The organism is Murdochiella vaginalis (genome assembly GCF_902381775.1).
GTDB lineage: Bacteria > Bacillota > Clostridia > Tissierellales > Peptoniphilaceae > Murdochiella > Murdochiella vaginalis.
Genome location: NZ_LR698969.1, coordinates 902,755 through 915,880 on the forward strand (window position 1 = coordinate 902,755; position 13,126 = coordinate 915,880).

The following is a 13,126-nucleotide window of genomic DNA, read 5'->3' on the forward strand; positions in this document are numbered from 1 at the left end:
GGACGCATGGCACAGGAGTTAAAATGCAGGGAACATGATGCGGTTCGCAAAGCGGTAGGAATTTATGATTTTACGCATCAATTGTTGGAAGTGACCGGAAAGGATGCGGGTGCGTTCTTAGACAAGGTTTTTGTGAACGGCTTCTCGCATGCTAAAGTCGGTCAGGCAAAATACACCACCATGCTGGACGAAAAGGGCATCATTCGTGATGACGTCATCATTTTCCGCATGGAAGAGGAATGTTATTGGATTTCGACGCTCTATATCGACAAGATGATCGCGCATTTTGATGCGGTCAAGAAGGGAGAGGATGTTTCGTATCGTGACCGCACGAGCGAGACGTCCATGATTGCCGTGCAGGGCCCGAAGGTACGCCAAGTTCTCAATGCCATCCTGGGCGAGTCGGTAGATGGAATTCGGCGCTTCCACATTGTTCCCAATACGCTTGGTGCACAAAAGATTTACGTAGCGCGCAGCGGCTTTACCGGTGAGCTTGGCTATGAACTGTATCTCGCGCCGGATACCGTGGAAGCGACCATGAAGGCACTCGAAGAAGCCGGCAAGAAGTGCGGCGTCGAGGTCACACGCATGACGACGGATGCCATTTTAACGAGTCTTCCGCTCGAAAAAGGCTACGTGCTCATGAGAGATTTGGAAGGAACCAATCCGTTGGAGGTCGGCTTTGACTGGACCGTCGATTGGAGCAAAGACTTTATTGGGAAAGAGGCGCTGGAAAAGGTCAAGAAAGAAGGGGCCAAGCGCGCGCTCCTCGGTTTCCGCACGGAAAAGGCGGATCTTCCCATCGCGCCGGGAGCAGAGGTGCTGGCCGGGGGAAAGACAGTCGGCAAGGTGACAATGTTCACCGAAAGCCTGACCTTGGGAGGCGGCATCGGCTATGCGCTGGTGAACCTTGCGGACGTGAAAGAAGGCGACACCATTACCATAGCAGGCGTAGAGACAACGCTTACGCCGCGCGTTTTCTATGACATCGACGATGCGCGGATTAAAGCATAAGCTTTGCGTGACATAAAAAGGCTGGAGCCAACTGCAATCGTTGGCTCCGGCCTTTTTCATATCCATAATGGAAATTTTTATAATGGAAAGACGGTGTCGAAAGCTTTAATCGGCCCGCACAACTCCCATTTTCACCGCGATGGCAGCGACCTCTTCGGCCACCGCATCGGCCACACCCGCTTCAAACGGACCCGGAATGACATATTCTTCCGACAGCTTTTCTTCCGGCACTAAGTTGGCCAGCGCATAGGCGGCTGCCAGCTTCATTTCTTCATTGATTTCTGTTGCATGCACCTGTAACGCGCCCTTGAAGAGGCCCGGGAATGCGAGTACGTTGTTGACCTGGTTGGGATAATCACTGCGACCCGTACCTACCACGCGGGCACCGGCTTCGCGCGCATCCTCGTAGGGAATTTCCGGATCCGGGTTGGCCATTGCCAAAACAATCGGATCGCGGCGCATCGAGCGCACCATGTCCTTGTCGATTTTGTTCGGAACGCTTACGCCAATGAAAATATCCGCCTTTTTCATGGCTTCCGCAATGGTAAGATCTTCCGCATCATTATTGGTGATCTGCGCGAGCTCGCGATAGAGAGGATTGGTATAGGAGTCCGCGTGCTTGCGGTTGAGAATGCCTTTGCTGTTGTAGCCATAGAAGTTTGCGATACCGATGCGCTTGAGCATGCGAATGATGGAAGAGCCGGCCGCACCGACACCGGAAATGACCACGTTGCACTCTTCCGCCTTCTTTCCGACCAGCTTCAAAGCATTGAGGACGGCCGCTGTGGTCACAATAGCGGTGCCGTGTTGATCATCATGGAAGATGGGAATGTTACATTCCTCAATCAGCGTCTGCTCAATAGTGATGCATTCCGGGGCCTTGATATCTTCCAAGTTGATGCCACCGTAGGTGGGGGAAATAGCTTTAACGATACGGATGATCTCTTCCGGATCTTTGGAATCGATGAGTACCGGAACGGCATTCACACCGCCAAAGCGCTTAAACAGCGCACATTTGCCTTCCATGACCGGAAGGGCCGCTTCGGGACCGAGATCCCCCAGGCCGAGAATGGCCGTTCCATTCGTTACAACCGCAACTGTATTGCCTTTCCAAGTGTAGTTGTATACCGATTTCGGATTCGCAGCGATTTCGCGACAGGGCTGTGCGACACCCGGCGAATACATTAGAGAAAGATCGTCCTGATTTTCCAGGGGCGCCTTTAACTCTGTGCTCATTTTTCCTTTTAATTCGGCATGTAGTGCCAAAGAACGTGCAAATACATCTTTCATGGACAACCTCCATTGCTCCGGTCGAACAGGACCGCCTTTTCTCTTCCCTTATAGAGTAGCGCATTTTCCTTGGGTTGCCAAACGCATTTTGTATGGAAAAAGGGTATGATAAAAGCGCAAGAAAAGGAGGAGAAATGGAGATTTCACGGGAACTATTTGACCGGCTGGTGGATCTGCGCCGCACGACCAACCGATTTATGATTGAGGCCGGTATCGAGATTACTGAAGCCGAGGAAGGCACGGCGACAACCAAGCTGGTGACGTCAGAGCAAAAACATCAGAATCCACAGGGCGTGGTGCAGGGCGGTGTGCTCATGACCATGGCGGATGCCGCGATGGCGACGGCGCTGGTATCGTTTAATGACGCGGTCGCGACAGTGGATATGAATTATCATTTTTTGGGCGCGGTGCATTCCGGTGATACGGTGATTTGTCGTGCGACGATCATCAAAGCGGGACGAAAAGTCGTGGTAACCGAAGCGATGCTTTATGTGGAGGAACGGCTTATCGGGCGTGCAACGGCGACATTCCTGCGTTCCGGACGAAAAATGATCGAGGAGTAAGCCCACGATCAAAAAAAGTGAGCAAAAAAGAGCTGCTCGGGGAAAATTTCCGGGCAGCTCTTTTGTTCTTTTCGGCTATGCAGGGCGGGAACCTTTTATTTTTACCGATCCGCCCGTGCAAACGCATTTTTCATCAAACGACTGGTCTCATTTAACACATTGGCCAGCGCTTTATCGGTTTCCTCGCGCAGCATTTTCGCCAACTCCTCGTTTGCTTCTTCCAGAAGAGCCGTGGCAGAGGAATAGCTATGCTTCTCTTCGACGATTTTTTCATCCCACTGATTCAGCAGCTGATGCCCGCGCCAGGCGACATTTTCCTGATAATGCTCAATGTGGGCGATGTTTTCCGAAAAATGCGGATCCGCTAAAGCACCGATGAGGCGGCTTGCCCAATAGAAGCTATCCGTCGAGACGTTCTCCGGCGTGAAGGTGAGATACGCCGGGGCACGATTGACGTTGACATAGAGGGGACAGAACGCATTAAAGACGTTGCTGGCAAACGCGACCCATTCTACGACGCGGCAGGCTTCCGGAAGCTCGGGGCGAATCTGCACACAGGCCAGATGCGCATTGCGATTGATGCCGATGGGGCGGAAGAGACCGCGCTCGGAAGGATCGCCTTTTTTGGCATAGGGATCATACGGCGTGCCCTGATAATGATTGGAGAGCACTTCCTTCACATCTTCCACCGTGATTTTTCGCTCCGGCACACGGCACCAGGGGATGTTGTTTGCCATGGGGGTGTAGTCTGCATCCGGACCGTCCCATTTTGTCTCGGTGGGGTTGAAGAAGCGCTGTACAATCCATGCGCGCGGGGTGTTATAGACATGGTCGGCATCCGAATGGCTGCCATAGGCATCGCGCGGATTAAAGGCATCTCCGTAGGAAAGATTCAGATGATGCTTTTCCGTAAATGCTTTGAGATCCGCTGAGCAGAGAAAGTCCTTCTGTTCGCCGTAGGCATCTGCAAAATCGAACGTATCCAGACCTAACTGATTCGGCATGACGACATAGCTGTCCTCCGGCACGCGGCGTGCCATCCAATGATGTCCGCCAATGGTTTCCAGCCACCAGATATCGTTCACATCCTGGAAGGCGATGCCGTTATTTTCGTAGGTACCGTAGGTTTCGAGCAACTCGCCCAGACGCAAAACGCCCTCGCGCGCACTGCGAATGTAGGGAAGGACGATCGTAACGAGATCCTCCTCGCCGATTCCACCCGGCACTTCCGCAACGTAATCGGGCTCACCCTCTTTTCCTTTCGCCGGAATGCGCTCCACCATGGGATCTGCGCCCTGCACGCGAGGATTGGTGGTGAGTGTTTCCGTTGCCGACATGGAAACATTTGCGGCATTTACCCCTGCTGCGGCCCACTGGCCATCCCGTAAACGAGCATCCGGCATCGCCGTATAGCGCAGGGGATTTTCCGGCAAGGGAATCTCTACATGCGAAATGACCGATTTATAGACCTTCGGTTGCTGCTCCGGCAGAACGACGTCAAGGCGTTTCTCCGTAAATCCGATACTTCCGCAATCCTCGTTGCGCGCGACGAGCGTGGAGCCATCATAGCTGGCCTTTTTTCCGACTAAAATGGTGGTACAAGCCATTTGTTTTCCTTTCTGTTTTTGTTCTTCTTGCTCCGTACTTTTCAATGGTCATCGGACAAAAAAAGAGACCGGATGACCGATCTCATTATAGCCGTCCTGCGTTTTCTTTGGCAAAGGAAGAAGAAAGCACGATTAACGAATTTCCTGCATGAGCGCCTGCATGACGGCATAGGAGGGCATGGGCATGACGCCGGTAATGTCCTTGGGCACGCCTTGAACCGCGAAAAGCGACGGATCTGCTGTTCCGGCGGCAATGGTCCGAAAGCCGTGATTTTTCCAGGCCATGGCTTGGACTTCTTTGGAAAGCAGCGCATCCAAGCCCAATTTTCCGTTTTCCGTCAAGGCAATATATACGTGATCCGACCAAACCGTCGGCGTCGGGTACAGAAGAATCAGATCATCACGCACCTGCCGGAAAAGATCCGGCTCCATGCGCGTCAGCTCAAGAATCTGATTTTCGTACCCGGCGACGATGGGGTAGGCGCCGACGCCTTGCTTGAGAAACTGATTAAACATGTCGGCAGACGAGGACTGCATATGTCCAATCTCCTGGTATATCCGGCGAAGGGGTTCCTTGACCCGGGCAAGTGTGTCCGGCGTGACCACTTTGCCGTCATTCAAGCTATTGGCCAGAAGGCCTAAAAACATATTCCCCGAATTGGAGGCGTTGGGGTCGGTGGTATCCACCAACACGTTGCCGTAGAGTTGCGGAAGACCGAGGCTTTCCCAGGAAGTGCCGTCGGCAATGAGCAGGGCCAATTTTTTCATATTGACGTAGTAGATGCCGTCCCGTGTGCTCACAATATCTTTTTTCTGCAGCGCATCGACGACCATTTTACGCGAATAGAGCACCAGAGGGGTGTTGAACACAATATCGCTTGCGACCGATTTTCCACCCTGCTCCTTATAGATTTCGGCCGCCATTTTACTTGCCGGAAACAGATAGTCGAACTGTTGGGCATTTTGATTTTGTGCTGTTTCAGTGACCATGGCGATGGATCCGGCTTTGCGATAATCCACCGAAAGGTGGCTTTTTTTCATGGTGTCTAGGAATTCCTGACTTTGGAACAGCCCGATTTTCTCGCCGCCCAAAAGGCCGTTAATCGCCACTTCCTTCGGCCGGTTGGCGACGAAAAACACGTAAATCGCCGCAAAGACGGCAACGACGCCCAATATGCCGACTCCGATCCATTTATTGCGATTCATTTTCGTCCTCCTCCCATAGTGATGGTTTTTTCTAACAGCTCCGATTCCTCTTCCAGATTCTGCATCGCATCGCGATGGTATCCATCACGCTGATTCACGAAGATGGTGTGCAGATAGTCGACGGATGTCGCCGTCTGTTCGCGAATGGAGAGAAATTTTTCCTCCGAAAGGTGTGCATTTTGCATTTCCACATAGTTTTGAAAAATGCGATTCGCCGTTTCCAAGTAGTAGGTTAAGAATTGGCGAGAGGGCAAAATTTTTTCGGGGTGACGGGTGAGGTAATAAAAAATATCTGCCCCTACACGAACCAGCTCATCCGCTTGCTTAAAGAGTTTTCCGTCGGTAATGCGATATTGCCATTGGCGCATTTCATCCATGGTCTTGCGTGTTGCACGATAGAGCAGAAGTGCTTCCTCGCCCTGCTCCAAACGATCAATCGGCGTGGTACCGATCCGTTCCACCGATTTCGTCAGAAATTGAAGAGCGACGGTAATGCCCAGCCCCAGAAGAAGGGCGACAGGGAAGGGCCAATGCAAGAGAAACAACAGGATGAGAAAGAGAAGCGAGCCGATCAGTCCGGCAAGCACGGTTTTTCCGGCACTGCCTTTTGGCGCAGCTCCTGTGGATTCCTCCTGCTCTTCCTGGCGGCGTTTTTCTTTTTCCGCAGAGAGATGCCGTTTCACGCGACCCCAGAACGTCATCAGTTGTACCCCTTTACCGTACGGAAGGCATGAACCAGATCTTCCCGCCCGTCAAAGACACGGGCGTTGGACATCTCGGCAAGGGCCTTCATCTCTTCTTCACTGGCCTCCCCAAACAGAATGGTAAAGATCGGAATATCAAGCCCCCGTTCTTCATAAGACGCGTTTAAATCGGAAGCACTCATCGTTCCATTGGCCATGCCGTCCGACATGACTACGATGGCGGGAATGTAGTTGTCAAGTTCCTTGCGACGCTCATCCAGGTAATGTAAGGCATAATCCACCGCTTCATAAAGAGAAGTGGCTCCTCGTGGCGAAAAACTTTGGGCAAAGGTGTACAGCTCACTTGGATCCTTTCCGACAACCTCTTTCGGCTGATATACCTCGGAAGAAAACGGTAGGAGCACCGTGCGGTCCTTAGTCGTCCCCTGTAAGAGATTTTTCTTCGCATTTTCCGGCACCAAAATTTCGCTTAGGGCATACATCATGGAATTGTATCCTTTTCCGCTCATGCTTCCCGAATAGTCCAACACATAGACCGTGTAGGCCGGCTTTTTGAAGCTGGATTGATAGAGGTCCAGCGCCTGCTCGATGACGGCATTTTGCGGTAAACGAATGGGTGAAAGAAGACGATCCGCCTGAATGTCCCATTCTTTTTTGTAGATCGATCGATTGGCTTCACTGTCTTTTCCAAAGGCGTTGCGCTTTCCGGTGCGTTCGATCTGCTGCTGCCCTTCTTCACTGAGCAGATACGCTTGAAAAGCAAGAAAGTCTTTTTCTTTCTCGGCATCGCCTTTATCCACATAGGCAAGAGGGGAATCCGAAAGCGAAATGCCGTCGGCGGGATAGACTGCCGTCAGCGTTTCCTGGCCGCGGCGCTCCAGCTCCTGATTGGCTTGGATGATGAGTTGCTCATAGTTCACCATGGCGTCATAGCCGCCTTGCAAAAACAGGTCGACGAGCCAGTTGGATGAGCCTGAAGAACGATTGACGCCGCTGAGAAAGGCGGTGATGCGCTCTTGGAGCTTGGAATCTTCCAGATCCTCTTTCGTAATGCCATCCTGAGGAGTAGCCGAGAGGGCGGTTAAAAAAGCCAGATAGGCGCTTGCGCCGGAATTGGATTGCGTAGCCGAGGTCATGGCGAACTTGAGCTTTCCGCTGGTGATGCTCTGTTCAATTTCAGCCATCGTCACATCTTTACGACCGGCAAAGCCGAGCTCTTTTGCAAGAGACTGGCGGATGCCGAAAATGACGGGCGTGACCGCAATGGTTTCCATGTGTTTCAAAGTATGGCGGGTGTCGCCCATATTGAGCCATAGAAGGGATGCCGGCCAAACGGCATCATACGGGTTTTCCTCCTGTCCGATAAGGCGCATGATGTCCAGTGATCCCAGGTAATCCATTTCGATGCGCTTTCCGCTCTTTTTTGCATATTCTTCAAAGATCGGTTCCAGCACTTTCATTTCGGAGCCGGCAACAATTTTCAGCGGCTCACCGGATCCTGCGTTTGTGATAAAATCGGCATCGTTCTTGTTTTCCGTATGGGATAATCCATCACTCGGAGCAAGTTCATCGCAGGACGTGAACAGCAAAACAAATGCCAAGAGAAGAACAAACCAGGACGATTTTTTCATCATTTTTCCTTTCACTTCGAGAAAAAAGAGCCAGCCACTCCGAGAAAAAAGAGCCGACATCGCTATGTAAGAAACCGAAAATCTGGCTTCATTATATCGAATAAATGGCGGAAAATAGCCATTAGAAGCGCATCCCATGTAAAGTTTCTGTGAGCTTTTCGTTATAAAATGGTAAGGGGAACGTGAAGTAGAAATTGGGGTAAGAATGCCGCGGAAGAGAAGGCATAGAGGTCAAAGAAGGAAGGGAGCCAAAATGGATTGTCTATTTTGTAAAATTGCACAGGGAGAAATTCCAACGGAGCTGGTATACGAAGATGAGAATGTGGTGGCGTTTCGTGATATTTCGCCCATGGCGCCGGTACATCTTCTCTTTGTGCCGAAAAAGCATATCGCCTCGGCAAATGCGTTCGCCGACGGGGAAGACGCCGCCATTGTCGCTCGCATTTTTGAGGCCATTGCCTCTGTTGCGAAACGCGACGGCTTTGCGGAAAGTGGGTATCGCGTGATCAGCAATTGCGGAAAAGACGGAGGACAGAGTATCGATCATTTGCATTTTCACGTCCTCGCGGGACAACCCATTCGCTTTCCGGGCTTTGATGCCTAGTCTCAAAAGGGAGTCAGAAGCCGGCGTCTGCCTAATATAGCTACTCGCTTTTTCACGGGTTGACTTTTCTAATGCTCATCGCATATAATTCAAGTTACGAATTTAACCCGAGGGGGGTGAAAAAATGCCGGAGATTCGCGTCGGAGACAATGAATCCATTGAAAGTGCTCTGAAGCGGTTTAAACGTTCCATCGCTCGCGCAGGCACATTAGCCGAGTATCGCAAGCGTGAACATTACGAAAAGCCGTCCATCAAGCGCAAAAAGAAGTCAGAAGCGGCTCGTCGTAAAAATCGTAAACGGTAAGTCTTGTAAAGATGGCATCTCACGGATGCCATCTTTTCGTTTTTGTACGAGCATTTTCGCTTTCTTCACGTCGATCGATTTTGCCTTTTCCCTTTCGCATCCACGGAGGAAGGTTCTCGTCTGCGAAACGAAGAAAAATGGCGGAAACGGGTACAAATAACACAAATTGAAACGATCTGGAAAGGACATTAAGGATGGATGACAATTTCGTTGCAATACCGGTTCTACTCATTGCGGTTTTTCTGCTCAGTATTTTCTTTGTATTTGTGCCGGTGGGGCTCTGGATTACGGCACGTTTTTCGGGCGTGCCTGTAAAAATCAGTGACTTGGTCGGCATGCGCCTGCGTCGCGTAACGCCGTCGCACATCGTCAATCCGTTGATTAAGGCCACCAAGGCCGGCCTCTCCCTGCAGTTAAATGAGCTGGAAGCGCATTATCTCGCCGGTGGTAACGTCAACCTCGTTGTGGACGCGCTCATCGCGGCGCAGCGCGCCAACATCGATTTAAGCTTTAAAGAAGCGACGGCCATTGATTTAGCCGGACGAAATGTGTTGGAAGCGGTGCAGGTATCGGTCAATCCCAAGGTGATTGAAACGCCGGAAATTGCCGCCGTCGCGAAGAACGGCATCGAGGTACAGGTGAAAGCCAAGGTTACGGTGCGCGCGAACATTCAGCGCTTAGTCGGCGGCGCCGGCGAAGCGACCATTATTGCGCGTGTCGGCGAAGGTATTGTCACTACGGTTGGTTCTTCCAAGACGCATTCCGCCGTGCTGGAAAACCCGGATTTGATTTCACAGACGGTGCTGAACAAAGGACTTGACTCCGGTACGGCATTTGAGATTCTTTCGATTGACATCGCCGACGTCGACATCGGGCGCAACGTCGGGGCGAAGTTGCAGATGGAACAGGCCGAGGCCGACAAGCGCATTTCCCAAGCTAAAGCCGAGGAACGCCGTGCGCAGGCGGTTGCTTCCGAGCAAGAGAACCTTGCCGAGATTCGCCGTCAACGCGCGAAGGTCGTGGAAGCCGAAGCCCTTGTGCCGGAAGCACTGGCCAAGGCCTTGAGCGAAGGCCGCATGGGAGTGATGGATTATTATGAAATGCAGAATATGATTTCCGACACCCGGATGCGCCAATCCCTCGCCGGTGAAGAGCAGAAGCCGGGGGATACCACGCAGAATGCTTGAGGCGGAATATGAACGGGATGAACCAAGGGGATTTTCTGCTGGATCTTTTTGAAAATCTATGGGACACCTATGCGGTGAAAAAGGAACGGAACATTTCTTCGAAGGCTACTCGCCCTCCCTCGACAAAGTCTCATTCCGTCCAGGAAGGCGAACGTGTCGTCGCACCGGTGATTTCCATGGAAGGCGAAGGCGTTGTACCGCCGGTCCGTACGATGGAAGGCGAAAGTGTCGTTCCGCCGGTGATCTCCATGGAAGGGGAAGGTGTCGTTCCGCCGGTGATCTCCATGGAAGGGGAAGGTGTTGTACCGTCGGTGATTTCCATGGAAGGTCCGCCCGAGGATAAGACGCCTGCGGATACGGAGCAAAAACAACAAAAACCGGCGTCGAAACAAACAGAAAAAGCAACTGATTCGACACCGTTATCCGAACTTGCCCGGGAATTATCGGCGCCGAATAGGATGAAACAAAAGGCATGGTTAACACAAGCCGTTGTGGCCAAAGAATTGCTCAGCACGCCGGCTGAGCGGCGAAAAGCTAGGCACGAAAGGATGCTAAGGCGTTTGCGCCGCCAAAGAGGGGAGTAAAAGGAACGCATGAAAAAATTGCTATGGACGGACAATGAACACTCTGCCAAGGACTGGGCAGCTCTTTTCGGTGAATTGAATGCCCACGCGAAGGCGATAGAGAATACCTTCGGCATTAAGATGAAGCTGGCCGATAACGCTCTGCAGCTCAGCGGAGAAGAATATGAAATGGAAGCGGCGCAGGCGGTCATGGAGCAGATGTTCGCAGTGATCGCCAGACAAGGTTACATCTCTTCCGAAGAGCTTGCCTATCTTCTGCAGATGCAGAAAGAACATGAAGATGTGCCGGTGGAAAAACTGCTGACCGACATTATTACGACAACAGCCCAGGGAAAACCCATTCGTGCGAAAACCATCGGACAAAAACAATATGTGGATGCGATTGCGCATAACGGTTTCACTTTCGGGATCGGTCCTGCCGGCACGGGAAAAACGTATTTGGCCGTTGCGATGGCCATCAAGGCATTTAAAAACAATGATGTCCAGCGCATCATCCTTACGCGCCCGGCGGTGGAAGCCGGCGAAAGTCTGGGCTTTTTGCCCGGCGATTTGCAGGAAAAAATCGATCCCTATCTTCGTCCGCTTTACGACTCGCTGTATGAAATTTTAGGCGCAGATGCGTATCTCAAGCTCAAGGAGCGCGGACAGATCGAGGTAGCTCCTCTTGCCTACATGCGTGGGCGCACGCTGGACAATTCCTTTATCATTCTGGATGAAGCGCAGAACACGACCAGCGCCCAGATGAAGATGTTTTTGACGCGCATGGGCTACGGCTCGCAGGCGGTCATCACAGGAGATGTCACGCAGGTGGATCTTCCCCAGGGAAAAACCTCCGGCTTGAAAACCATTCAGCGCATCTTGCAACACGTGGACGGTGTGGCGTTTTGCATGTTTCATCATGCCGACGTCGTGCGCCATCCGCTTGTACAGCGCGTGATTGAAGCGTTTGAACGCTATGAAGATGCGCAGGAAAATGGAAAATCACATGCATCGCCCCACGCAGGGGAAAGTCGGAACAACCGCAGCGAAGCGTCTGCAGAGAAAACGGATGCGAAGAGGAGAAACGCATGAATCTGCTCGTGGACAATCGAGATGAGACCCTCGTTTGGGACGAAACCAAGGCAAAGCCGCTGGAAAACGCCTTGCAGGTTGCCTTACATACGCAACATGTGCAGGACGACGTGGAAATTTCGCTTTCGTTCGTCACCGGGGAAGAAATTCGTGAGCTCAATGCGCAGTATCGCGGGAAAGACAGCGAGACGGATGTGCTGAGTTTTCCCGTCTATGAAGCGGAGCAAATTCCCATGCTCCGCAAGGAAGGAAACCTCGATGTTCTGGGCGACATTGTCATCAACATGGAACGGGTTCGGGCGCAGGCGGAAGAATTCGGCCACAGCGAAGAGCGTGAAACCGTCTATTTGGCGGTACATTCGCTGCTGCATTTGTTAGGCTATGATCACGAAGAAGAAGCCGATAAACGCCGGATGCGTCACGAAGAAAAACGAATTATGCGCGCACTCGGTTTTTTACAGCCCTTTCATTCCGGCTATGTAGCGGTGATCGGGCGTCCGAATGTCGGAAAATCGACGCTCATCAACCGCTTGTTGGGAGAAAAACTTTCCATCATTTCCAACAAGCCACAAACCACGCGACATAAATTACAGTTCATCTTGACCGATGATCGCATGCAGGCCATTTTTCTGGATACGCCGGGGGTGCAGATACCGAAAAATGCGCTGGGCGAAACGATGCTTAAGCTTTCGCGCGAGGCGCTGGACGGGGTGGATCTCTGCCTTTTTGTGACCGATGTGTCTTCCCGCATCGGTCCCCTGGATCGCCAGATCCTGGAACGCCTAAAAACGCTCGATACTCTTCCGCTGGTATTATTGCTCAATAAAACGGATCTTTCTCCGGCGGAAACGGTGGAAGCGGAAAAGCGCCGATACGAAGAACTGGATCTTTTTCGCGCCGTTTTGCCGATTTCCGCCAAGGAGCAGACGGATATGGACGAGCTGCTCGATCTTATCTACCGCCTTCTTCCCGAAGGCCCGCAGTATTTTCCGGACGATATGGTAACGGATCGATCCGAACGCTTTATCATTACAGAGATCATTCGTGAAAAGTGCCTCTATCACATGCAGGAAGAAATTCCGCATGGCATTCATGTGGGCATGGATGCCATGAAAAAGAGACCGGATCGTGAGCTCTATGATATTTACGCCACCATTTATTGCGAAAAACCTTCCCATAAGGGCATGGTGATTGGCAAAGGCGGAACGAAGCTTGGCCGAATCGGTCGCGAAGCGCGCAAGGATATTGAGGCGCTCTTGGACTGCCCGGTGAATTTGAAGCTTTGGGTCAAAGTGGACAAAAACTGGCGCAAAAACAAACAGAAGGTCGACCGCCTGGGCTTTGATTGAGAGGGACCGACC

Annotated in this window: 13 protein-coding genes; 8 read left to right on the plus strand and 5 right to left on the minus strand. The window is 51.9% G+C overall.

Going from position 1 to position 13,126, the window contains the following annotated elements:
- Positions 1-6: 6 nt before the first annotated feature.
- On the plus strand, positions 7-1,014 hold the full coding sequence (locus tag FXY30_RS03970) for an aminomethyltransferase family protein (protein WP_071705413.1): 1,008 nt from the start codon (positions 7-9) through the stop codon (positions 1,012-1,014).
- Positions 1,015-1,119: 105 nt separating this feature from the next.
- Here FXY30_RS03970 and FXY30_RS03975 read toward each other — a convergent pair whose 3' ends face one another.
- Positions 1,120-2,304, minus strand: coding sequence for an NAD(P)-dependent malic enzyme (locus tag FXY30_RS03975; protein ID WP_071705414.1), 1,185 nt, complete (start codon positions 2,302-2,304; stop codon positions 1,120-1,122).
- A 134-nt stretch (positions 2,305-2,438) separates the two neighbouring features.
- On the opposite strand from FXY30_RS03975, the gene FXY30_RS03980 reads away from it, so the two are divergent.
- A complete protein-coding gene (locus FXY30_RS03980; RefSeq protein WP_071705415.1) occupies positions 2,439-2,867 on the plus strand; it encodes a PaaI family thioesterase in 429 nt (142 codons plus the stop codon).
- A 101-nt stretch (positions 2,868-2,968) separates the two neighbouring features.
- Here the strand turns inward: FXY30_RS03980 and FXY30_RS03985 are convergent, their stop codons facing one another.
- The 4 genes from FXY30_RS03985 to FXY30_RS04000 all read right to left on the minus strand — a co-directional run bounded on the left by FXY30_RS03985 (position 2,969) and on the right by FXY30_RS04000 (position 8,015).
- Positions 2,969-4,474: a C69 family dipeptidase gene (locus tag FXY30_RS03985; RefSeq protein WP_071705416.1), complete on the minus strand. Its 1,506-nt coding sequence runs from the start codon at positions 4,472-4,474 to the stop codon at positions 2,969-2,971.
- A 132-nt stretch (positions 4,475-4,606) separates the two neighbouring features.
- Positions 4,607-5,680: a type 2 periplasmic-binding domain-containing protein gene (locus FXY30_RS03990; protein ID WP_071705417.1), complete on the minus strand. Its 1,074-nt coding sequence runs from the start codon at positions 5,678-5,680 to the stop codon at positions 4,607-4,609.
- Entirely contained in the window at positions 5,677-6,381 is a 705-nt protein-coding gene (locus FXY30_RS03995; RefSeq protein WP_083428189.1) for a 5-bromo-4-chloroindolyl phosphate hydrolysis family protein, read from the minus strand. The genes FXY30_RS03990 and FXY30_RS03995 overlap by 4 nt, the downstream gene beginning before the upstream one ends.
- Positions 6,381-8,015 carry a substrate-binding and vWA domain-containing protein gene (locus FXY30_RS04000; RefSeq protein ID WP_083428190.1) on the minus strand — a complete coding sequence of 545 codons (1,635 nt, stop codon included), beginning with the start codon at positions 8,013-8,015 and terminating at the stop codon, positions 6,381-6,383. The genes FXY30_RS03995 and FXY30_RS04000 overlap by 1 nt, the downstream gene beginning before the upstream one ends.
- Before the next feature lie 253 nt (positions 8,016-8,268).
- Between FXY30_RS04000 and FXY30_RS04005 the strand changes: the two genes are divergently transcribed.
- From FXY30_RS04005 to era, 6 genes are all read left to right on the plus strand, one after another.
- Positions 8,269-8,619, plus strand: coding sequence for a histidine triad nucleotide-binding protein (locus FXY30_RS04005; RefSeq protein WP_071705418.1), 351 nt, complete (start codon positions 8,269-8,271; stop codon positions 8,617-8,619).
- Positions 8,620-8,743: 124 nt separating this feature from the next.
- A complete protein-coding gene (gene rpsU, locus FXY30_RS04010; RefSeq protein ID WP_066924319.1) occupies positions 8,744-8,923 on the plus strand; it encodes a 30S ribosomal protein S21 in 180 nt (59 codons plus the stop codon).
- Between the two features lie 194 nt (positions 8,924-9,117).
- On the plus strand, positions 9,118-10,110 hold the full coding sequence (gene floA, locus FXY30_RS04015; RefSeq protein WP_071705420.1) for a flotillin-like protein FloA: 993 nt from the start codon (positions 9,118-9,120) through the stop codon (positions 10,108-10,110).
- Between the two features lie 8 nt (positions 10,111-10,118).
- Positions 10,119-10,694, plus strand: a complete 576-nt coding sequence (locus FXY30_RS04020; protein ID WP_071705421.1) for a hypothetical protein — start codon at positions 10,119-10,121, stop codon at positions 10,692-10,694.
- A gap of 9 nt (positions 10,695-10,703) precedes the next feature.
- Positions 10,704-11,765, plus strand: a complete 1,062-nt coding sequence (locus tag FXY30_RS04025; protein ID WP_071705422.1) for a PhoH family protein — start codon at positions 10,704-10,706, stop codon at positions 11,763-11,765.
- Complete coding sequence (era, locus tag FXY30_RS04030; RefSeq protein WP_071705423.1) at positions 11,762-13,114, plus strand: GTPase Era; 1,353 nt, start codon at positions 11,762-11,764, stop codon at positions 13,112-13,114. The genes FXY30_RS04025 and era overlap by 4 nt, the downstream gene beginning before the upstream one ends.
- The last annotated feature ends 12 nt before the right edge of the window (positions 13,115-13,126 follow it).